This window comes from Paenibacillus sp. FSL K6-1217, from assembly GCF_045040735.1.
Classification (GTDB): domain Bacteria; phylum Bacillota; class Bacilli; order Paenibacillales; family Paenibacillaceae; genus Paenibacillus_AQ.
The window spans coordinates 4,137,245-4,160,351 of the sequence record NZ_CP150271.1 but is presented as its reverse complement, the minus strand read 5'-3'; the positions used below and the strand labels follow the sequence as shown (position 1 = coordinate 4,160,351).

Here is a 23,107-nt window from a genome sequence, read left to right as displayed (position 1 = left end):
GACAATGCACAACCTACATATTTACGATGTCAGCTTAGTTTCACTACAATTTGGGATGTAAGCGTTAGCAGGAAGGGCCTTCACAAGAATGCGAAGCGGATACAGATTTATGTGTAATGAAAACTAACATAGAGAGGAGTGGGAGAATGAAGGGGAACAAGTCCCTTGGCAAAAGAATCTGGCAGAATTGGGAGCTCTATCTGTTCATGCTTCCCGCGTTACTGTATTTCTTCATCTTTCATTATGGTCCGATGTATGGCATTCAGATTGCCTTCAAGAACTTCATACCCTCCAAAGGAATTACAGGCAGCGATTGGGTAGGCTTCGACCACTTCGAGCGCTTCTTCAATTCTTATTTTTTCTGGGATCTGCTGTGGAACACGTTCAGCATCAGCTTCTATGAGCTTGCCATCGGTTTTCCGCTGCCGATCATTCTGGCTCTGGCCTTCAATGAGGTCCGCAACGGCCCGTTCAAGAAGTCGGTCCAGACGGTTACCTATGCACCGCATTTCATTTCAGTTGTCGTGATGGCGGGGATGATTATAACCTTCCTGTCGCCCTCCAGCGGAATGATTGTCCGGGCGATTGAATTCCTGGGCTTCGAGCCGGCACAGTTCCTGACCGATCCCGCCTGGTTCAAGACGGTGTATGTCTTCTCGGGCGTCTGGCAGAGCACCGGGTGGGGGACGATCATCTATCTTGCGGCGCTGTCCGGCGTAGATCCGCAGCTGCATGAAGCGGCCATTGTCGATGGAGCCAGCCGGATCAAGCGGGTGCTGCATATCAACCTGCCGACCATTATACCCACGATTACGATCATGCTGATTCTGAACATGGGTAACATTCTGGGCCTGGGCTTCGAGAAAATCCTGCTGCTGCAGAATTCGCTCAATATGGAAGCCTCCGATGTCATATCCACCTATGTCTACCGCGCCGGTCTGGTGAATGCCCAATACAGCTTCTCGACGGCTGTCGGATTGTTCAACTCGGTAGTCAATGTAATACTGCTCGTTACCGTGAACCGGATTGCCAAACGCACCAGTGAGAACAGCCTCTGGTAGAAAGGAGTTGAAGTCTTTTGGTTACTGCGATGAAAGAATCCAGGGGAGATAAGCTGTTTCTGATCAGCACGTACATCTATCTGTGCCTTGCGCTGGTAGTGGTTCTCTATCCGCTGATCTACATCCTCAGCGCGTCCATCAGTTCGCCGCAGGATGTCAATTCGGGCGCGATGTGGCTGTTCCCGAAGAATGTGACACTGGACGGTTACAAGCTGGTGTTTGAGAACCCGAAGATCTGGAACGGGTATCTCAATACCATCATCTACACAGCGGTGGGCACTCTGCTTAATTTGGCGGTTACACTGCCTGCCGCGTATGCGCTCAGCCGGTCTGATTTTGTCGGACGCCAGCTGTTCATGGGTCTTATTCTGTTCACGATGTTCTTCAGCGGCGGGCTGGTGCCGACGTATCTACTCGTCAAGAACCTGGGCCTCATTAACAGCATGGGGGCGCTGATCCTGCCGGTGGCTGCATCGGTGTGGAACATTGTTGTCGCCCGCACCTTTTTCCAGTCCACGATCCCAAAAGAATTGCAGGAAGCGGCCCACATCGACGGCTGTACGAATCTGAAGCTGTTCATCCGCATTATATTGCCGCTGTCCGCGCCGATTGTCGCCGTAATGGCCCTGTTCTACGGGGTTGGACACTGGAACAGTTACTTCCCGTCCCTGATCTATTTGAATGATGAAGCCAAATATCCGCTGCAGATGGTCCTGCGCCAGATCCTGGTCCTGCAGGAGATGTCGGCTGAGACCACAGGTGCAGCGATCAACGGCGAGGTGGCCATGGCCATGAATAATAAGGCAGAGACGGCATCGCTGGTCAAATATGGAGTCATCGTTGTCTCGACATTGCCCATTGTGGCGGTCTACCCGTTCCTGCAGCGTTATTTTGTCCAAGGGGTCATGATTGGCTCTGTGAAAGGTTAAACGGTTAGAATGTAATGACAATAAGGGAGGAATTATTAATGCAGATCACACGTAAACCATGGAAGATTCTGCTGTCATCGGCTGTGATTCTTGGACTGCTGGCAGGCTGCGGGAGCTCCAATGAAGGCAACGCGAATAAGAGTACTGGCGAGGCCACGGTGAACAAGGAGGGCTTCCCGATTGTGAGTGAGCCGATCACTCTGTCCATGATGGCACCGGATGTAGGCATTCAGAACTGGGAGAACATGCCGGTGCTCCAGCAGATGAAGGAGAAGACCGGGATTACGATGGAATATAAAAATGCGCCGAAGGACAGCTTCGAGACCAAAAAGAATCTGGTGTTCGCCAGCGGCGACTACCCGGATATCTTCTATGCCGCAGGTCTGACGACTGCCGAGCAGATGAATTACGGAGAGCAGGGGATTCTGATCCCGCTCGAAGATCTGATCGAAGAATACGCTCCTAACTTCAAGGCGCTGCTGGAAGAGAACCCGGATGTGCGCAAATCGATTACCGCCCCGGACGGTCATATCTACTCCCTGCCGGTGGTGGAAATGAGCCAGCACTGGTACCGCAACCCGATGTGGTATAACGGCGACTTCCTGAAGGCGCTGAACATCGATAAGCTGCCGGAAACGACCGAGGAGCTGTACACCTACCTGAAGCGCGTGAAGGAGGAAGATCCGAACGGCAACGGAACCGCCGATGAAATTCCGATCTCTTCGGTGACCACTACCGCTGCGAATCTGCGGGATATCCGCACTTGGCTGATGGGCGCCTTCGGCATCTATGAAGAAGAAATCTATGTAGACGACGCGGATAAGGTGCATTATACCCCGCTTGAAGAAGGCTATAAGGAGTACCTGACGTATATGAACCGCCTGTGGGCCGAGGAGCTGCTGGATCATGAGAGCTTCTCGCAGACGGCGGAGCAGAAGAAGGCCAAGGCGAATAACAACCGTGTCGCCCTCTTCTCCGACTGGCATGCGTATATGACCAAGGGCGGGGAGCCGTCCACGACAGATCCGATGTTCGCCCCGGTGCGCAGTGAATCGGTGGCCGCTCCGGCGATTGCCAAGAACAGGGGAATTACCACCGGCGCATTCGCCATCACGAACAGCAATCCTGCACCTGAAGCCTCGCTCCGCTGGGTGGACTACCTCTATTCCTATGAAGGCGCTATGTTCTTCAACAAAGGACCGGAGGGCGTGCTCTGGGAGTATACGGACAAAGAGAACCGGGTGAAGAAATACCTGCCTGTACCGGACGGCAAGGAAATGGAGGATTTCCGGGCGACATTGACGCCTAACTACGGCATTCCTGCACCTACGCTGTCTATGGATGATATCAACAAGGGGCTGAAGACCGACTTCGACCTCTGGGTAGAGCAGGAAACCAAGCAGAAGCTGCTGGATAAAGGCGCGCGGATTCCGTTCCCGGCCCTGTTCCTCACAGTGGAAGAACAGACCGAGATCAGCAGTCTGAATTCGGATCTGAGCACCTATGTCAAGCAGATGGAAGCAAAGTTCATCACCGGGGCCGAGCCGCTTACCGGCTGGGACAACTATGTGGCGACCGTCAAGAAGATGGGCGGAGAGCGTGTGGCCGAGATCAACCAGGCTGCCTATGACCGCTGGAAAACGAACTGATTCAGGCTTAATCCTGAACTAACGTTGTATACGGATGACAGGATTGCAGAAGCCGCAAAGAGCGGCACGAATGACTAGTGCAGAAAGGTGCTGTAGAAATGATCTATAAGGATAAAGCACGCCCTGTGGCGGATCGGGTACAGGACCTGCTGCAGCGCATGACTCTTGGAGAGAAGGCTGGACAATTAGTCCAGCCTTTCGGCTGGCAGTGCTATGAGAAGCAGCCGGATGGAACCACGGGCATGACCGAAGCCTTCAAGCGGCAGGTGGCCGCCGGAGGTGTCGGCTCCCTGTATGGAACGCTGCGCGCCGACCCGTGGACCGGCGTCACCCTGGAGACCGGCCTGTCCCCGAAGCAGGGGGCGGAGGCGGTCAATGCGATTCAGGCGTATGCCATGAAGGAGAGCCGGCTCGGGATTCCGATTCTGTTCGGGGAGGAATGCTCGCACGGGCATATGGCGATAGGGGCGACCGTATTTCCGGTGCCGCTGGCGCTGGGCAGCATGTGGAACCCGGAGCTGTACCGGGAGATGTGCCGGGTAGTTGCTCTGGAGACCCGCAGCCAGGGCGGAGCGGCCACTTACTCGCCGGTACTTGATGTGGTGCGCGATCCGCGCTGGGGCCGGACGGAGGAGACCTTCGGCGAAGACCCGTTCCTGATTGCGGCGATGGGCGTAGAAGCCGTGAAGGGCTTGCAGGGGGAGCGGCTGGATGCGGAGGATTCCGTGCTGGCGACCCTGAAGCACTTCGCCGCCTACGGGAGCTCCGAAGGCGGACGGAACTCCGCGCCCGTGCATATGGGACTGCGCGAGCTGCATGAGGTGGATCTGCTGCCCTTCCGTAAGGCGGTGGAGGCCGGAGCGCTGTCCATTATGACGGCTTACAACGAGATTGACGGCGTGCCTTGTACGACGAACCGTTATCTTTTGCAGGATGTGCTGCGGGAAGAGTGGGGCTTCGACGGCTTCGTGATCACGGACTGCGGAGCGCTGGGCATGCTGACGAATGGCCATAACACCGCAGACAGCGGGGAGACGGCCGTAGCCCAGGCGCTGCTGGCCGGTATCGACATGGAGATGTCAGGCGAGATGTTCGGGCAGCATATCGCGGCGGCAATCGAGCATGGACGGCTGCAGGAAGCGGATCTGGACCGCGCGGCTGCCCGGATTCTGGAGCTGAAGTTCAGGCTGGGACTGTTCGACCGGCCCTTCGCCGATCCTGAGCAGGCGGAGCAGATCATCGGCAAGCCGGAGCACCGGGAGCTGGCGCGGCGGATCGCCGGTGAGAGCATCATCATGCTGAAGAATGAGAACGGGACGCTGCCGCTGAGCAAGGGAATTCGTAAGCTTGCGGTGATCGGGCCCAATGCGGATGCCCCATATAACCAGCTTGGCGACTATACCTCGCCGCAGCCCAAGGGCGCCATCGTCACCGTGCTGGACGGCATCCGGCAGGCGCTGGGCGGGGAAGCGGACAAGGTCCTGTATGCACCCGGCTGCCGGATCAAGGGCGATTCCCGGGAAGGCTTCGCCCCTGCGCTCGCCTGCGCGGCTGAAGCCGATGCGGTGGTGCTGGCGATCGGCGGTTCCAGCGCCAGAGACTTCGGTGAGGGGACGATTGATCTGCTCACCGGCGCTTCTGTCGTGACGGAGCATTCCTGGAGCGACATGGAATGCGGGGAGGGCATCGACCGGGCCACGCTGAATCTGACGGGCGTGCAATTGGAGCTGGCGCAGGCCATTCACGCGCTGGGCAAGCCGCTGATTGTGGTCTATATCAACGGCCGTCCGATTGCCGAGCCCTGGATTGTGGAACACGCGGATGCCATTCTGGAGGCATGGTACCCGGGGCAGGAGGGCGGACATGCAATTGCTGACATTCTGTTCGGTGAGGTGAACCCTTCCGGGCGGCTGACGATCAGCATCCCGAAGCATGTCGGCCAGCTGCCCGTGTACTATTATAAGCGGCGGACGAGAGGCAAACGGTATCTGGAAACGGACTTCCATGCTGAATATCCCTTCGGCTATGGTCTTAGCTTCAGTGAATTCGGGTACAGCAACCTGAAGGTGGAGCCGCCTGTTATTTCTGCGGATGAAGAAGCGCTTGTCTCCGTGGATGTAACTAACAGCGGTGACCGGGCGGGCAGCGAGGTGGTCCAGCTGTATATTTCCGACTTGGCCTCTTCCATTACCCGGCCCGAGAAGCAGCTTAAGGGCTTCCGCAAAATCAGTCTCCAGCCGGGAGACACGCAGACGGTGTCATTCAGCGTGGGCCGGGAGCAGCTGGAGTTCGTGTCGGCGGATCTGACGCGGATCGTGGAGCCGGGTGAATTCACGGTGATGGCAGGCCCGCACTCCGCCGATTACCTGAGCGCACCGCTCCGGGTCCGGGAGGAGGGCTAAGCCATGAAGCGTATGAACCGGTTCACCGCGTGGCTGGCGAAGCGGCAGTGGGCTGAGAAGATTGAGCTTGCGGAGTGGAGGATGCGGAGGTCCCGCTACCTCACTCCCGGCAACTATGAACATGAAGCCGGGCTTCATCAGAATTACCGGATTTCACAACTGGACGGCGGATATGGAACCACCTATTTCCTTCACCGGGAGATTACGGTTCCGGGAGACTGGGCACCGGAAGAAGCGGCGCTGCTCTATCTGGGGCGCGGGGAAGGCCTGCTGAAGCTGGGCGGAACGCCCTATCATGGCCTGGACAGCAATCACTGGTTCATTCCGCTGCCGTCCGGCCGTGCGGGCGAATGCCTGGAGCTGGAGATTGAGCTGTATGATCCGGTGCCTGAGCCGGAGGACCCGCTGAACCGCCAAGCGGTGATCAAGCCGCCGCTGACGGGGATTGAAATCACGCTTGTGCGTGTAAACCGTCCGGTGTACAGCCTGCTGCATACGGTGAAGATCGTACACGAAGCAGCAATCCTGCTGCCGGAGGGAGACATGCGCCGCATCCGCAGCCTTAAGGCGCTGGAGCGGGTGATGGACGCGCTCTATATGAAGGAGGAGCTGCTGCTTGACAGTGATGCGGTAACTGCGGCTGAACAGCAGCTGCGGGCTGCTGCGGCAGCGGAACGGTCTGTTGGGCCAGAGCCGGGGACCATGCATATGGTCGGCCAGTCGCATATTGATGTGGCCTGGCTGTGGCCGGTCCGGGAGACGGTACGCAAAGTCAGCCGGACCTTCTCCACCGTCTGCACCCTGATGGACAAGTACCCGGACTTCCGGTACTCCCAGAGCCAGCCCCAGCTCTATGCCTTCGCCAAGGAGCATTATCCCGAGCTGTACGGGCGGATCAAGGAGCGGATTGCCGAAGGCCGGTGGGAACTGGTCGGCGGCATGTGGGTGGAGCCGGATCTGAACATTCCCGGCGGGGAGTCGCTGGTGCGGCAGATGCTGTACGGGCAGGGCTTCTATATGAAGGAATTCGGCAAGCATTCCGCGATTGAATGGCTGCCGGATACCTTCGGCTATTGCGCCTCCCTGCCGCAGCTGCTGAAGCAGGCGGGCATCGATTATTTCATGACCACCAAGCTGGGCTGGAATGATACCAATCCCTTCCCGCATACACTGTTCCACTGGGTCGGGATTGACGGGACAAGGATCGTGGCCTATCAGAACCATGGGGTGAACGAGCATACTCATCCGAAGGATGTGCAGGAGCATTGGCAGGCCTACGCCCAGAAGGAAGAGCATGATGAGCTGATGCTGCTCTACGGCCATGGCGACGGCGGAGGCGGGGTCACCCACGAGATGCTGGAATATGTGACCCGCACCGATCTCGCGCCGGGCCAGCCGGTCAGCGGATTCTCTACGGCGGAAGCGTTCTTCTCGGAGATCGGCTCGCGCCAGCCGGAGCTTCCGGCCTGGCACGGCGATCTCTATCTGGAGCTGCACCGGGGAACCTTCACGACCCATGCCTTCAATAAGCGCAGCAACCGCAAGGCGGAGATCTTATACCGGCAGGCGGAGATCTGGAGTGTGCTGGCGGAGAAGGACAGTGCTATGGATCTGGAGCAGCCGGAGCCGCAGCGTCTGCTGCCCGCCGGGGAGCTGGCCGAGGGCTGGAAGCTGCTGCTGCTGAACCAGTTCCATAATATCATCCCCGGGACTTCCATCCCGGAGGTGTACACGACCTCGCGGGAGGAATACGCCGAGATCTTCCGCCTGGGCGGGCAGGTGCTGGACCGCTCCCTGCATGCTCTGGCGGGCCGGGTCAATACCTCGGGCGAGGGCCGTCCCTATGTGGTCTTCAACAGCCTGGGCTGGGAGCGGACGGAGCTGCTTCGGTTAGAGGGAGGTCCTGAACTGGCTGCGCTGCGGGCGTACGATGAAGACGGGCCGCTTGCGGGCGAATGCTGGCGTACAGACGGAGCCGGGGACAGCTATACCCTTGCTGTTCAGGTATGTAAGGTTCCGGCCTTCGGCTGCCGGACGATCTGGCTGCGGGAAGCGGAGGGGCCAGCCGGAGCATGGCCTGAGCCGCCGGGTGCTTCCGTCATCGGGGAGGCCTTCCCGGAAGAGTGGGAGACCGACCATTACATCCTCACATTCAATGAAGACGGCGAAATCAGCCGCTGGTTTGACAAAAGCGCGGGCCGCGAGCTGCTGCCGCCCGGCCAGACCGGTAACCAGCTTCTGTTCTACCATGACACCCCGCCGCTGTGGGATGCCTGGGACCTGGACCCGCGTTATGAGCAGCAGCCTGCGGGCAAGGCGAAGCTGCTGGACCGCAGGCTGCTCACCAGCGGCCCTGTGCAGACCGTGCTGAAGTTCCGCTGGCAGCTGCATGAATCGCTGATTGAGCAGGAGATCGTCCTGCCCCGGAGCAGCCGCCGGGTGGATTTCCGCACCCGCGTAAGCTGGAGGGAGCAGCATAAGCTGCTGAAGGTTGCTTTTCCGGTGGATATTGTGGCCGCGAAGGCAACGTATGAGATTCCGTTCGGCGCGCTGGAGCGCCCGACCCACCGCAACACCAGCTGGGAGCAGGCGCAATTCGAGGTCTGCGGACACCGCTGGGCCGATCTGTCCGAGGGCGGCTATGGCGTCAGTCTGCTGAACGACTGCAAATACGGCTATGACATCCATGACGGGGTGCTGCGCCTCTCACTGCTGCGCTCCCCGCGCTGGCCGGACCGTCATGCAGACCAGGGGGAGCATGAATTCATCTATTCGCTGTATCCGCACAGCGGAGAATGGCGGCAGGCGGATGTGGTACGGGAGGCGGCGGAGCTGAATGAGCCGCTGCTTGCGGTCAGCGAATCCGCACATCCCGGCCCATATCCAAGCACCCATGCCTGGCTCGCCTTCCAGAGCAGCCATGTCATGCTCGATACGATCAAGCAGGCAGAGGACGGCAGCGGAACAATTGTCCGTCTGTATGAAGCGGCGGGCAGCAGAGAGACGGCTGCACTGGACTGGAAGGACACAGAGGTCCGTGCCTGCCGGGTTAATCTGCTGGAGAGCAAGACCGGCTCCGTGGAGACCACCGGCGGCGTCATCCCGCTGTCCTTCCGGCCCTATGAGGTCCAGACGCTCAAGCTATACCACGAACATCATTCGCAGGAGGAATAGACATGCAAATTACAAGACATCCCAATAATCCGATTGTCGTCCCGGGCGGCTATGAATGGCGTAAGGTTACCGTGTTCAACCCTGCGGTTATTATCGATAACGGCAAGTTCTATATGATCGAGCGCACCGCCGGTTCCCTGACTCCGTGCAAGAACTATCTCGGGCTGCTTGAGAGCGAAGACGGCGTAAATTTCACACATGTGCAGGATGAGCCGATTGTCACCCCGGATATGCTGGGCTTCCCGTACGGCAGTGTGCAGGACCCGCGCATTGTGAAGATCGACGGAACGTTCTACCTGAACTACGCCCTGCGCCCTTGCGCCATGAGCTATTATCCTACCGGGGCCGGCGTTCCTGAGCGCTCCATTCCCGAATACCCGGACGGCTGGGGGGAAGAGGAGGGCCACTGGCTGACCCGCTCCTCGATTCTGAAGTCAACCAATCTGCTGGACTGGGAGTTCGTGGCGGACACCACACCGCTGGACATCAATGACCGGGACAACATCCTGTTCCCTGAGAAAATAAACGGAAAATTCGTCCTGCTCCGCCGCCCCGAGGAGTATGTGGGCGAGGCCTACGGAACGGAGAAAGCCGCCATGTGGATTACCTATTCCGAGGATCTTGTGAATTGGGAAGAGCCCAAGCTGCTCGCCACCGCCGGGAACCTGTCCTGGGAGTCGCGGAAGATCGGAGGCTCTACGCCTCCAATCCGAACAGACAAGGGCTGGCTGGTGCTCTATCACGGCGTAGATGAGGAGATTGTCTACCGTGTGGGGGCAATGCTGCTGGATCTGGAGCAGCCGGAGAAAATCATCGCCCGGACCCATAACTTCATTATGGAGCCGGAGACCTATTACGAGAAATTCGGCTTCCAGATTCCGAATGTCATCTTCCCGACCGGCAATGTCGTCAAGGACGGGCTGCTCTATATCTACTACGGGGTAACCGACACAGCCATCGCACTCGCCACGGTGCCGCTGGATGAACTGGTGGAGCATATTCTGCAGGAAGCGGAGTAGTCAGCAGCTCCAGGAATCGGAGTAGGCAATGAAGTGGAGTAGCCAGTGACGCAGAGTGTGCAAAGAGCTGGGGTGTGCAATGAAGCGGAGTAACCAGTCCCAGTCCCCTGCGGGCGACGTGTTCAGCCCAATGGGTTCAACCCCAACTTCCCGGGAACTCCTTCATAAGGCTTTGATGACATAAATGTTGCACTTTTTGCAGCTTCGGTTCGTACGTAGCCAGTTCTACGGGCAGATTGTTGCATAGAATTCAACAATATTCCTGCTAAGCAGCCTGAAAAAGGTGAAATCCTGCCTTTTGTGCAACAATCTCGGATTCGGGCCAAAAGGATGCGGGAAATGTTGCATTTGTTGCAGGATTGTAGAGGGGATCACCAGATTTCTGCCCCGGAAAGCGTATGGATGTGGTTGGGACCACATGAAGCCGCATGGGACCGCATAAAACCGGAACCCTGCGGCAACAGCTGCCGCAGGGGTTCAGGCTATTAACTATTCATAGGATAAATAATTGCTTGGACATCGCAATATCAGATTCAGCCTATCCAAGATTCAGGCTATCCAAGGCTCAGCCTATCCAAGGTTGAGCCCAGCCACAGGGCGGAAGCTCCGCCCGCCTCAAACCGGTCTTTTCGCAGCGGCCCCCTTCAAGGCATGTTCCTTGCGGTATTGCCCCGGCGTCAGACCGGTTTCTTTTTTGAACTTACGGATGAAGTTGGGCGCATCCAGATAGCCGACCTGCTCGATGATCTCCTTGAGCGGTGCGCTGGTATTCTCCAGCAGCCGGGTGACTTCGTCCACACGCCGCTGCCAGATATACTGCGAGAAGTTGCTGCCGGTCTTCTCCTTGAAGCTGCGGCTTAAATAAGAGGTCGAGATGGCGAATTTCAGCGCTACATGCTCCAGGCTGAGGGTGTAGTCGGCGAACTGCTGGTCCACATAAGCCAGAATGTCATCCATCAGGGAAGACTCGCTGGTCTCCGTATTCCGCTCCACCTGAGCGCAGATGGCGGAAGCGAGCGAGAGCAGCCGGCTCTCCAGCTCCTCCAGCGTCTCGAAGGAGGTCAGCTCCGGCATATTGCTGAACACCTCATCCATGCCCAGCTCGGAGGCGGTCCGCAGAAAAGCGTTCAGCAGATCGAAGCAGATGCACCGCAGCAGATGAACCTGCAGCGGCTCGTCCTTGATCGTATCAATGGTGTCGGCAATCATCTGGGCCGCCACGGATTCGTTGCCCTGCTTCAGACTCTGCTCCAGCTTCAGCATCGATTTGCGCGGAATCCAGAAGCTCTCGGCGGCGGCGGGGTTCAGCTCTGCGAGCTGCTCGAAGTAGGTGACCTGACCGCCGCGCCGGATCATCCGGTGCTCCAGGGCGGCAGCGGCTTCAATGAAGGACTGGTTCAGCCGGGCCAGATCCCGGTAGGCCATGCCGACACCGATGCTCAGCGCAAGCTGCGAATGTTCACGGATCACGGCCTGAATCGCTTCGACCACCTGCTCCATCCGGCTCTGAACGGGCAGCTCCCCCTCACCGGGGAGGGAGATGATCAGGGCGAACTGATCCTTGACCGAGAATTCAATCCCGAAGATCTGGGCATCCGGTCCGGGCAGACAAATATTGCTGAGCATCTCCTGAAGCGCATAGCGTTCCTGCAAGGAGCTGCCTCGCGGAGCCGTATCATCCCAAGAGAGGATGGCCGAGAAGTAGAGGCCCTGTCCCTGCGGGTGCCTGAAGCCTGCGCTTAGGATCATCTGTTCAATCTCGGGATCATCCGGCTTGCCGTGCTTGAGCAGCAGCAGCATACACTGGTTGCGGACAAAAGGCTCCTGAAGATCAATCCGGGCACTGTAGTCATGAAGCGTCTGCCGGATGGACTCCCATTCATTGCGCAGCTTCGGAGCCTCATTGCTGCTGCCCCGCGGCTTGGCGAATTCCATCAGGTCCCGGATCGGGTGGTATTGCCGCTTGGCCAGCAGCAGTGCGGCCGCGATGCCGGTAACGACTGTAATACCGAAGACAATCAGGATCAGCGTCTGGACATGGGCGACACGGCTGAAGAACTGGAAGCTGGGCATCGTGGTGACGTAGGTCCAGCCATTCTCCTCCGACTGCACAGAGACCACGGAGTATTGCTCCCCGTCCAGCTCAAGATTATGAATTCCCGGCTTGAGCGCGGAGATCGTCTGAAGCTCGTGCTGGGGGAGGCTGACGCCATGGCTGTTCGCAGTCAGCACTTCACCGGAGGGGCCGAAGATATAGCTGCTGCCTGAGAAATCGCTCAGAATCGAATCCATGACCCCGGTGAGATTGGATTCCTTCATCAGATAGACGACCGTCCCGTAAGGGAACGGGTCATTCGGCTTCACCGGGACGAGCATGGCAAGCATCGGCTCCACACGGGAATTGACGGTTACATTCTCGGCAGGGCGCACCAGCGGCTGCCGGGTCTCGTTCAAATCCCGCCGCAGCTCCTCCGGGGTCCAGCGTCCGAACTGATAGAGGGTATCGAAGGTGACATGAAGATCGGCCAGCCCGCGGTAAGAATAGATATTCGAATCGCCGTGGAAATAGAGGAACAGATCCTCGGCAATGCTGCTGCTGGCCTTATAATTCGCCAGTGCCTGAATCGCCTCCAGGCTGTAATAGGGATGCCGGACCATATAAGGGGTCAGATGCTTGTCATAAGCGATGCGTCCGGCGATCTCCTGAAGCTCATTCATCCGGCCGTCGATGGTGTTCTTCACCTGATTGAGCTGATTGACATTGGATTGTTCAATTTCGACCCGCAGGCCTTTGACGGCGTTTTCATAGACGAAGATGGTAACGCCCGTAAGCGGGATCAGGAACATGAGGATATAGGAAAAAGCATATTTCAGCAGTAGCCTTGACTTGAAATGATTCCAGGTCAGCCGGAACCGGTTAAGCAAGGATGGCTTGGGTGAGGGATTGGGCATGCAGCAGTACCTCCAGTGTTAAGATATTCGGACCAGAAAGCTTGGATGGAACCTGTTGCTTTAGAAATTACAGTTCTCTTCCGGATTACACTTGTGCTACTATAAACATTATAACATTATAATCTTTAGAGTGAAGCAGCTTTATATTTTAATGACGGGACGGCACAGCCGTTGCTTATTGTTAAATATAAAGATGTATGAAGTTCATGTCATTAATCATTTTTTGTAATTCCCCTGTAAATCTGTAATTGAAGAAGGAGATGGGAAGAGTGGGCACAGAGAACGTGCTGCGCAATTTGCGGCTGGTGGATGGCCGGACGGTGGATATCTCCATTCAGGATGGGATTATCACCGCGATTACCCCGCCGGGCCAGGCGGAAGGCAGGAGCCTGCTGGACTGCTCCGGGTTATACGGCTCCAGCGGATGGATTGATCTGCATGTGCATGCGGTGCCGGAGCTTGACCCCTACGGCGATGAGATCGACGAGATCGGGGTGAAGCAGGGGGTGACGACGCTGGTCGATGCCGGAAGCTGCGGGGCAGACCGGATCGGAGCCTTTTATAGTGCAAGCCGGAAGGCTGAGACCAGGGTGTTCGCGCTGCTCAATATCTCCAGAATCGGCCTTGCGCGGACCGATGAGCTCTCGCAGCTGGAGTGGATTGACCGGACCTGCGCACTTGCGGCAGCAGCGGCGTATCCTGAGTTCATCGTCGGCCTGAAAGCCCGTATCAGCCGGAGTGTTGTCAAAGACAGCGGCATACAGCCGCTTAAGCTGGCACGTGCATTATCGGATGAGATGAGGCTTCCGCTCATGGTGCATATCGGCTCCGCTCCGCCTGCCGTCTCCGAAGTGCTGGAGCTGCTGCGGGCGGGCGATGTAATTACCCATTACCTGAACGGCAAAGCCAATAATCTGTTCCGGGAAGACGGCTCCCCGCTGCAAGAGCTACTGGATGCTGTGGCCCGGGGCATTCATCTGGATGTGGGGCATGGCACCGCAAGCTTCTCCTTCCGGGTGGCGGAGCAGGCGAAGCGGGCCGGAATTGCGCTGAATACGATCAGCACAGATATCTACCGGGGCAACCGGCTGAACGGTCCGGTGTACAGTATGGCGGATGTGCTGACGAAGTTCCTGTATCTCGGCTACACTCTGGAAGAGGTCATCAGTGCCGTTACCAGCAGCGCCGCAGCGTGGCTGGGCAAGCCGGAGCTTGGGCAGATCCGGGTAGGGGAGCAGGCCAATTTGACCTTGTTCGCCCTGGAAGCAGGGGAGAAGCAGCTGAAGGATTCGGAAGGCGATGTCCGGACCGCGAATCACTATATTGAAGCAAAAGGAGTCTTTATCAATGGATCACTCATTACAGGCTAAATATGGATTGAAGCGCGTGATTAATGCCAGCGGAAGAATGAGCATCCTTGGTGTATCTGCGCCCACCGATTCGGTGATGGAGGCAATGAAGCAGGGCGGGCAGCGGTATGTGGAGATCGCGGATCTGGTGGACAAATCGGGAGATTACATCGCCCGTCTGCTCGGCTCGGAAGGAGCTGTTGTTGTGAACTCGGCTTCCAGCGGCATTGCGCTGTCGGTGGCGGCGATTGTAACCGCCGGAGATCCGCGCCTCAGTCTGCGCCTGCACCAGGAGCCGGTGCTGAAGAATGAGATTATTATGCTGAAGGGCCATAATGTACAGTATGGAGCGCCTGTGGAGACGATGGTCTTCCTCGGCGGCGGCCGGGTGGTCGAAGTAGGATATGCCAACGAAGGCCGCGCAGAGCATATTGAACAGGCCATCGGAGAACATACCGCAGCGATTCTCTATGTGAAATCCCACCACGCCGTCCAGAAGAACATGATCTCGGTGGAGGAGGCCTGGGAGGTTGCACAGCGCAGAGGCGTGCCGATGATTGTCGATGCGGCTGCGGAGGAGGATCTGCGCAAGTATGTCCAGTATTCCGATCTGGCCATCTACAGCGGCTCGAAGGCGGTGGAAGGTCCTACTTCAGGCATTGTAGCCGGCGGAAAAAAATACATCGGCTGGCTAAAGGTACAGCTCCACGGAATCGGCCGCAGCATGAAGGTCGGCAAAGAGACGACCTTCGGGCTGCTCCAGGCTTTGGATGAATACCAGGACAAGCCGGACAACAGCCAGCAGGAGAAGCAGGCGCTGGAGGCGCTTCAGCCGCTGGCCGGTCTTCCCGGAGTGTCGGTCCGCACCGTGCAGGATGAAGCGGGCCGGGCGATTTACCGGGGACGCATCCAGATTGATGCCGCTGCTGCGGGTGTGGATGCGCGGGAGGTCAATGACCGCCTGCGGGAAGGCGGGATTGCGGTGTATACCCGGGACTATGGGGTGAAGCAGGGGTATTTCGATATCGATCCAAGATCGTTGCAGGGCGATGATCTGCAGGTCATTGTCAGCAGAATTCAAGAGATTATAGGGGGCAGATCATAATGAGCAAGATTCAGGAGCGTTTTTATAAGAACAGAGCGGCACTGAATGTCCTGGCCGGCAGTATCGGGAACGCCAAGGATATCTATGAGGCTGCCGAGGGGCATGTGCTGGTAGGCGTACTCTCCAAGAATTACGCTAACGCCAAGGAAGCATCCGCCGCTATGACAGAGTATGGACAGGCGATCCAGGATGCCGTCTCCATCGGGCTTGGCGCCGGGGACAACCGCCAGGCGGCAGTAGTCGCAGAGATTGCTTCAAGCTATGCAGGCAGTCATATCAATCAGGTGTTTCCGGCTGTAGGCGCGACACGGGCTAATCTGGGAGCGAAGGACAGCTGGATTAACAGCCTGGTCTCTCCCTGCGGACAGCCCGGCTATGTGAATATATCCACCGGTCCGGTCAGCTCGGGGAATGCTTCGCAGGCCATCGTGCCAGTTCATGCTGCCATCGCTCTGGTCCGGGACATGGGCGGCAATGCGCTCAAATATTATCCGATGAAGGGGCTGGAGCTGGAGGAAGAGTATCGTGCGGTAGCCAAGGCCTGCGGAGAAGAAGGATTTGCCCTGGAGCCTACGGGCGGGATCGATCTGGACAACTTCGCTCCGATTCTGGAGATTGCGCTTCAGGCAGGCGTGCCGCAGGTGATTCCGCATGTCTACTCCTCTATTATTGATCCGGAGACCGGCAGCACGAAGGTGCAGGATGTCCGCACGCTGCTTGGCATGATGAAATCGCTGGTGGACCGGTATGCCTAGAATCGCTGCCTTCGGCGAGGTGATGATGCGGCTGCAGGTTCCGGGCTACGAGACGCTGGCCCAGAGCAGCAGGCTGGAGTACTCTTTTTCGGGCAGCGGGGTAAATGTAACGGCGGCGCTCGCCAGATATGGCCATAACGGAGCACTAATCACGACCTTGCCGGAGACTCCGGTTGGGGAAGCCGCAATTGCTTATCTGCGCAAGCTTGGGGTGGATACGTCAATGATCCGCCGGGGCGGCAAGCACCTCGGGATGTACTTCCTGGAGAACGGGTTCGGCGCCCGCCCCGGAAGAGTTACGTATACCGACCGGCTGGGCAGCAGCTTCAATACCGCTGAGGCAGATCAGTATGACATGGCGGCGCTGGCTTCCCGGGTGGATGTGCTTCATTTATGCGGCATTACACTGGCGATGAATGACGGGGTACGCGGGCAGATGAAGCAGCTTGCGGCGGAGGTGAAGCGTGCGGGGGGCAAAGTGGTGTTTGACTGCAATTACCGTCCGGCGTTATGGGGCGAGGACGGCTATACCAAGGCCCGCCCGCATTATGAGGACCTGCTTACGCTTGCCGATCTGGTGCTGATGAACGAGAAGGATGCGCTGCACATTCTTGGCATGGAAGCGGCAGATTATGATAGAATAACACAGTTGAAGCAAGTGATTCCCGCCGTGACGGAGCGCTTCGGAATCACTGCGGCTGCGGGCACCCACCGTGAGATTAACGCAGATAATACGCATTCCCTGACCGGCTACATTTACCGTCAAGGTGCGTTCGCGTTCTCCCCCAAGCTGACCTTTCCGGTGTATGACCGGATCGGTGCCGGGGATGCTTTTGCCAGTGCTATTATTCATGGTGAATTGCAGAATTATCCGCAGCAGCAGACGGTGGATATGGCAGCGGCCGCAGCGATGCTGGCCCACACCATCCCGGGCGATACAGCGATGTTTACCGAGAGCGAGGTGCTCCGGGCGCTGGATGGCCATACCTTAGATGTTGAAAGGTAGTGAACGTAAGGTGTCTCTGAAACGCAAGCAAGGTCCCTTATACCAGCAGATCCAGAAGATTCTCAAGGACCGGATTCTGCACGGGGTATACCCGCTCGGCAGCATTATCCCCTCCGAGCCGCAGCTGGAGAAGGAGTTCGGTGTCAGCAAAATGACGGTCCGCGGCGCAGTCCAGGAGCTGGCCCAGGAAGGTTATGTGCAGAAGAAAAGCGGCATCGGCACCATTGTCATGCGCAATACCGCCTACCAGAAGCTCTCCAAGGGCAAACGGTTCACAGAGCTGCTGGTCGAAGCGGGGCATAAGCTGGAAAAGAAACTGCTGAACACCAGTCTGGTCACCAATGATGCCGGGTCAGAGGAATATAGCCGCTACGGGCCGTATTGCCAGCGGATTGAACGTCTGTATATTCTGGATGGACAGCCTTATATCCACCTGACCCATTTTCTTGCCGCAGCAGCCCTGCCCGGCGGTGGTGCGGCAGAGATGGATGCGGACTTCCAGTCCTTGTATGACTCGCTGGAGGAGAACGACATTGTGCTGGAGAGCTTCAGGGACCGCTTCTTCGTCGAGCCAGCGCCTCCCGAGGTATGCCTGCTGCTGAAGCTGCCGCCCGGCACGCATGTACTGAAGCGCCTGCGCAACTCCTATGACGGGACAGGCAGGCTGATTGAACATAGCATCGGCTGCTATAACACGGAGCTTCATCATTATTTGGTCAGCTACGATACATGAGGCTCGTCACTCTCATTACAATGCTACGGTTGCACACAAGCTTGCTTGTAGGTAGCCGTAGCATTTTTGCTTAGTACATCTTCCGTTCATCTTCCGTTCATATTGTCGTCATAGAGAGGACATCTTCGTCCGGTAAGCTTGCATGAACGGCCATGAAGCAAGCCTACAAACAGACAGGGGAAGATGATCATGAGACCACCAGACAAGAAGACAACGGGAAAGCAGACGGGGTTCAAGAAGGTGCGCAACCTTCTGCTTAAAATACTGGGAGTCATCCTGCTCGCTATCGTGCTTTTTGTGGGGATTGTGTATATCACGAATGTAATCAGCAGCAATGCCGAAGCCAAAAGGATAGAGCCTTACGGCCAGCATGTATCCGTAGACGGCAAGAAGTTGAATGTGTTCATAGAGGGCGCTGGCCCGGACACGGTCGTGCTGCTTCCCGGGTTCGGAACTGCTTCACCGGCGCTTGATTTCAAGCTGCTTATTGACGAGCTGTCTCCGCATTACAAGGTTGTAGTGGTTGAGCCTTTCGGCTACGGCTTAAGCGACGCAACGAAGAAAGAACGAATCTCAGAGAATATCGTAAGTGAAATCCATGAAGCGTTGCAGCAGCTCCATATTGACCGGTACATCCTTATGGGCCATTCTATTTCAGGCATTTATAGTCTGGATTATGTGAATAAATATTCAGATGAAGTCAGTGCCTTTGTCGGACTGGACAGCAGTGTACCCTCGCTGAGCGAGAAAAAGATTGAATCATCAGAGACAACCGTGGTGAAATGGTTCCGCAATTTGGGCTTCGCAAGGCTGCAATTGAAGCTGAGTGCCGACCCTTATGAGGGACTGTCTTATGATGAACATACCAAAGAACAATTGAACCTGCTGATCCAGAAAAATATGTACAATACGACGCTGTTAAATGAGGCGGAGAGTATGTTTTCCAATTTTGAAAAAGCTGAACAGCGGAAGGTAATGTTCCCTCCCAATCTTCCTGTCCTGCTCTTTGTCCAGGCGGAGCATCCGGCTACGGATCAATGGATTCCTGAGCATGAGAAGCTGATTAAGAATTCCGTACATGCAGAAATGGAGCTGCTGGATGCCAATCATTATTTATACCGTTCCCATCCCAAGCAAATTGCGGAGAAATTCATGAGCTTCATGAGGGGGATAGCGCAGCACCCCTGAGGCTCTGCCGGGGTTTGTTAAACTTAATAAAACACAGTGAATTAATAAGAATTTTAGCTTTTCAAATGACATGGTTTGTGAGAGAATAGGTACAATCTTTGTGGAGTTAACATTTGACATTACCTATTTTAGAGGAGGAAACACCCATGTCAGAAGAGCGCAAGCTGTCCTTTGAAACCCTCGCCGTCCATGCAGGCCAGGAGATTGATCCCACTACTTTAGCCCGTGCCGTGCCGCTGTACCAGACCACTTCCTACGGGTTCCGCGATGCGGAGCACGCAGCGAATCTGTTCGCGCTTAAGGAGTTCGGCAATATCTACACCCGGCTGATGAATCCGACGACCGATGTGTTTGAACAGCGTCTTGCCGCGCTTGAGGGCGGGGCAGGTGCACTGGCGACCGCTTCCGGAATGGCGGCCATTTCCTTCTCTATTCTGAATATTGCCGGAGCAGGGGATGAGATTGTATCCTCCGCAAGTCTGTACGGCGGGACTTATAATCTGTTCTCTACAACGTTGCCTAAGCTGGGGATTCAGGTGAAGTTCGTGGATTCCGACAATCCGGAGAACTTCCGGGCAGCGATTACGGACAAGACCAAAGCGCTGTACGCCGAGACCATTGGCAATCCGCAAGGGAATGTACTGGATATCGAAGCAGTGGCGGCTATCGCCCATGAGCATGGAATTCCGCTGATTGTGGATAATACCTTCCCAAGCCCGTATCTGCTGCGTCCGATTGAACATGGTGCGGATATCGTCGTGCATTCGGCAACCAAATTCATCGGCGGCCATGGCACTTCCATCGGCGGAATCATCGTGGACGGCGGCAAGTTCGACTGGAAGGCCAGCGGAAGGTTCCCCGGCCTGACCGAACCGGACCCGAGCTACCACGGGGTAGTCTACACTGAGGCTGTAGGCCCTATCGCTTATATCATCAAAGCACGGGTACAACTGCTTCGTGACCTCGGCGCGGCGATCTCCCCGTTCAACTCCTGGATGCTGCTGCAGGGACTCGAAACGCTGCATTTGCGTCTGGAGCGCCACAGCCAGAATGCACTCAAGGTCGCCCAGTATCTGGAGGCGCATGATTCTGTAGAGTGGGTCAGCTATGCCGGACTGCAGAGTCATCCATCCTATAAGCTGGCTCAGAAATATCTGCCTAAGGGCCAAGGAGCCATCCTGACCTTCGGGATCAAAGGCGGCGCAGCCGCAGGGGTGAAGCTGATCGAGAACGTGAAGCTGTTCTCCCATCTGGCCAATGTCGGCGATTCCAAGTCGCTGATTATTCACCCGGCCAGCACAACTCACCAGCAGCTGTCGGTCGAGGAGCAGATTACCGCCGGTGTTACACCGGAGCTGCTGCGCTTGTCCATCGGCACCGAATCCATCGACGATATCCTCTATGACCTGGAGCAGGCGATCGCTGCCAGCCAGCAGGCTTAGGCGGGATTAGCGGGAGCGGGCTGTGCTGGAGGGAGAGGTTGAGCCGCTAAGCTGCCAGAGAGTTGTAGCTGGATAGACGGTGAGCAAAAGCTGTGGATTCCCCCCAACTGGTTTCAATGGATCACAGTTCCTGGAAACTTAGGAAGAGAAATTAAAGACTACTGTTTGATGCAGAATGTTTCTGTATTAGGCGGTGGTCTTTTTTTTGTGGGAGCAGGGGGTGGGGTTGGGAGTGGGAGTGTGAGGGTTTGCGAGGAAATAAGGAATGGTTTGTGAGAAAAACGGTTCGTGAGGAATTGATCCGGGGAAGTGGGCCGGCAAATGTATTTTCTGCAATAGATTAGGCTATATTCGGCTTTAAAATCCGTTCTGATGTATTCCATACAACAGATTTCCGGCACACGCCTCCAAAACATCCTTTCTGCGAAAATCTGCTGTACAAACTGCAACAGATCGCTTTTTACAGCCCCTAAAGAGAAGAGCTGCTGTAGTAAATACAATAGATCACCAAGCGTCAACCCGAACCTTAAATCAATTCGAAGCCTATAGTGATTAATAACAGAATATGTAAAGGTTACTTCCCACCTACTTCAGCTCGCCTACCCATTGAAGCTCGTCACCCCACCGCTTGTCCACTACCTATCAGGGTAAGATTTTGCTGTTGCATCATTTGATACCGTTTGCATATTTCAGGGCTTTGGCCAGTATTTATAGATTGAAGCATCGTCAAATGCTGGCAGCTACTCCTCAAGGGGAGCGGAGCGGCAGTAATCCAAAGGTAAAAGGTGGGTGCGAGGATGAAGGGTGAACGCCAGCAGAAGGATGATCCAAACAAGGAGGAGCGCCCGTTCAAGTATAACGCGGGCGACCGGACCCTTGGCGTGGAGATGAGCCAGTCCGCAACTGTAGCCTCCGCCGCAGCGGAATTTCTTGCTGATGGCGAGCCGCGCAAGGGGAAAGTGAACCGGGAGCGGACGTATTCCCGCCGCCCGGGGGAGCGTCAGGCTTTTCTGGTTCTGCGTGATGGAGGGGGCGACCGGTCTCTTCAGCGCGGGGAGCCGGGAGTCTACCCTGCGGGCCCCTGCCTGATCCGGGGCGAAGAATGGCTCCATGAGCCGGAACTGTCGGTGCTCTATTCGCGCTGGATGTCGTGCGGGGAGGCGGAGCCGGCGCAGGCTGAGCGGCTGCTTCAGCGGATCTATCACCGGCTGCGGGCTGCGGCTGCCGACCTCCTGGAGTCAGCGGACGGCGTCTGGGCCGCTGTTACTCTGCTCTATACGCCGGAGCTCGCTGCCCGCCCGGCCAGACTGGCTGCGCTTCAGGACGCGCAGCTTGACGCGCTGTTCGCCGCCGCGCTGCACAGCCAGCGGCTGGGCGGCGACAGCCGCATTGACTTGCTGGCGCCGTACCCCGCCAGCCTGGAGGAATTCGCGGCGCAGCGCGAATTCATTGAGGGCGTGGCCGAGCAGACTCTCGGCCACGCTTATGCGGCAGCCTGCCGCATCGGGGCGCTGCTCGCGCCCGATGTGGGGCAGGCTGCCGCCGGGGAAATCGCGCGTATCGCCGATTTCCTGGTGCTGGACGGCGCGGCGGGCGAAGCCGCGCCCGGAGAGAACGCCGCCGAGAGCTTCGCCACGGCAGCGGCTGGGGTGCTGGCCGCCGTGCGCCGGGTACGGCCGGCGGCGGCAGTGCTCGCCGCGGGGGCACCGGCGGCGTACGCGCTGGCCGATCTGTATGAGATCGGCCTGAGCGGGATCTTTTGCAGCGCGGCCCACCGGACCGAAGCGCTGCTGCGGGCGGCCTGCCTGACCTGGATTGCCCGGCAGGACAATACAGATGCCGCCGCCGGAGGGTGGCAGTAGCAGGCGGACAGGGCGGCTGTCCCTAATTCATCTAGAGCTGCGGCTCAAGCTGTTCAAGCTGCTGCCACCGCCTGAGCATTATCACCGTCACACGCCGGTAATCAGGCTGTAGGCTACATTCATCCGCACTGCCAGCGCTACGACTCAGGCTGTTCAAGCTGCTGCCACCGCCTGAAGCATTATCGCCGTCACACGCCGGTAATCAGGCCTTTGGGCCGCCAGACCATACATTATTACCGACAACTCTCAGTGCCTAAGCGACTCTACTATAACAACAACCCGATTCCACCAGCCATTCAGGCTGCGGCGGAATCGGGTTATATTGTGCTGCATATAGCAGAGAGTTACCACACCACAGTGTACCTTTGAACCAACCGGCTGCTGTAGCCGAAATCCTGCACTAAATACAACATTCCCCGCGTTAAGTCGGCTGTAATTATGGATTGTTGCATGAAATGCAGCATTTCTCATCCCCCGAACC

At 57.1% G+C, this 23,107-nt stretch carries 15 protein-coding genes; 14 read left to right on the top strand and 1 reads right to left on the bottom strand.

Features of this window, described 5'->3' with window-relative positions; genetic code table 11:
* The first annotated feature begins 146 nt into the window (after positions 1 to 146).
* From MHH28_RS18220 to MHH28_RS18195, 6 genes are all read left to right on the top strand, one after another.
* The gene (locus tag MHH28_RS18220) at positions 147 to 1,061 is read left to right on the top strand and encodes an ABC transporter permease (protein ID WP_405104448.1); all 915 of its coding nucleotides are present in this window, start codon (positions 147 to 149) and stop codon (positions 1,059 to 1,061) included.
* 17 nt (positions 1,062 to 1,078) lie between these two features.
* On the top strand, positions 1,079 to 1,990 hold the full coding sequence (locus MHH28_RS18215; RefSeq protein WP_036694906.1) for a carbohydrate ABC transporter permease: 912 nt from the start codon (positions 1,079 to 1,081) through the stop codon (positions 1,988 to 1,990).
* Between the two features lie 38 nt (positions 1,991 to 2,028).
* Positions 2,029 to 3,639 (top strand): extracellular solute-binding protein, encoded by a 1,611-nt coding sequence (locus MHH28_RS18210; RefSeq protein ID WP_405104447.1) that lies wholly within the window; start codon positions 2,029 to 2,031, stop codon positions 3,637 to 3,639.
* Between the two features lie 98 nt (positions 3,640 to 3,737).
* Positions 3,738 to 6,041 carry a glycoside hydrolase family 3 N-terminal domain-containing protein gene (locus MHH28_RS18205; RefSeq protein WP_405104446.1) on the top strand — a complete coding sequence of 768 codons (2,304 nt, stop codon included), beginning with the start codon at positions 3,738 to 3,740 and terminating at the stop codon, positions 6,039 to 6,041.
* Positions 6,042 to 6,044: 3 nt separating this feature from the next.
* Positions 6,045 to 9,215: an alpha-mannosidase gene (locus tag MHH28_RS18200; protein ID WP_405104445.1), complete on the top strand. Its 3,171-nt coding sequence runs from the start codon at positions 6,045 to 6,047 to the stop codon at positions 9,213 to 9,215.
* A 2-nt stretch (positions 9,216 to 9,217) separates the two neighbouring features.
* Complete coding sequence (locus MHH28_RS18195) at positions 9,218 to 10,234, top strand: glycosidase (protein WP_405104444.1); 1,017 nt, start codon at positions 9,218 to 9,220, stop codon at positions 10,232 to 10,234.
* Positions 10,235 to 10,849: 615 nt separating this feature from the next.
* On the opposite strand, the gene MHH28_RS18190 is transcribed toward MHH28_RS18195, so the two are convergent.
* Positions 10,850 to 13,186 carry a helix-turn-helix domain-containing protein gene (locus MHH28_RS18190; RefSeq protein WP_405104443.1) on the bottom strand — a complete coding sequence of 779 codons (2,337 nt, stop codon included), beginning with the start codon at positions 13,184 to 13,186 and terminating at the stop codon, positions 10,850 to 10,852.
* A 269-nt stretch (positions 13,187 to 13,455) separates the two neighbouring features.
* Between MHH28_RS18190 and MHH28_RS18185 the strand changes: the two genes are divergently transcribed.
* From MHH28_RS18185 to MHH28_RS18150, 8 genes are all read left to right on the top strand, one after another.
* Positions 13,456 to 14,556: an amidohydrolase/deacetylase family metallohydrolase gene (locus MHH28_RS18185; RefSeq protein WP_405104442.1), complete on the top strand. Its 1,101-nt coding sequence runs from the start codon at positions 13,456 to 13,458 to the stop codon at positions 14,554 to 14,556.
* The gene (locus tag MHH28_RS18180; protein WP_405104441.1) at positions 14,534 to 15,640 is read left to right on the top strand and encodes a DgaE family pyridoxal phosphate-dependent ammonia lyase; all 1,107 of its coding nucleotides are present in this window, start codon (positions 14,534 to 14,536) and stop codon (positions 15,638 to 15,640) included. Before MHH28_RS18185 ends, MHH28_RS18180 begins: the two co-directional genes overlap by 23 nt.
* Positions 15,640 to 16,395, top strand: a complete 756-nt coding sequence (locus MHH28_RS18175; RefSeq protein WP_405104440.1) for a KDGP aldolase family protein — start codon at positions 15,640 to 15,642, stop codon at positions 16,393 to 16,395. The genes MHH28_RS18180 and MHH28_RS18175 overlap by 1 nt, the downstream gene beginning before the upstream one ends.
* Positions 16,388 to 17,401 carry a sugar kinase gene (locus MHH28_RS18170; protein ID WP_405104439.1) on the top strand — a complete coding sequence of 338 codons (1,014 nt, stop codon included), beginning with the start codon at positions 16,388 to 16,390 and terminating at the stop codon, positions 17,399 to 17,401. The genes MHH28_RS18175 and MHH28_RS18170 overlap by 8 nt, the downstream gene beginning before the upstream one ends.
* 10 nt (positions 17,402 to 17,411) lie before the next feature.
* The gene (locus MHH28_RS18165; RefSeq protein ID WP_405117165.1) at positions 17,412 to 18,134 is read left to right on the top strand and encodes a GntR family transcriptional regulator; all 723 of its coding nucleotides are present in this window, start codon (positions 17,412 to 17,414) and stop codon (positions 18,132 to 18,134) included.
* A 189-nt stretch (positions 18,135 to 18,323) separates the two neighbouring features.
* Positions 18,324 to 19,322 carry an alpha/beta hydrolase gene (locus MHH28_RS18160; RefSeq protein WP_405104438.1) on the top strand — a complete coding sequence of 333 codons (999 nt, stop codon included), beginning with the start codon at positions 18,324 to 18,326 and terminating at the stop codon, positions 19,320 to 19,322.
* Positions 19,323 to 19,468: 146 nt separating this feature from the next.
* Positions 19,469 to 20,764 (top strand): homocysteine synthase, encoded by a 1,296-nt coding sequence (locus MHH28_RS18155; RefSeq protein ID WP_405104437.1) that lies wholly within the window; start codon positions 19,469 to 19,471, stop codon positions 20,762 to 20,764.
* Positions 20,765 to 21,561: 797 nt separating this feature from the next.
* On the top strand, positions 21,562 to 22,626 hold the full coding sequence (locus MHH28_RS18150; protein WP_405104436.1) for a hypothetical protein: 1,065 nt from the start codon (positions 21,562 to 21,564) through the stop codon (positions 22,624 to 22,626).
* Positions 22,627 to 23,107 lie beyond the last annotated feature (481 nt).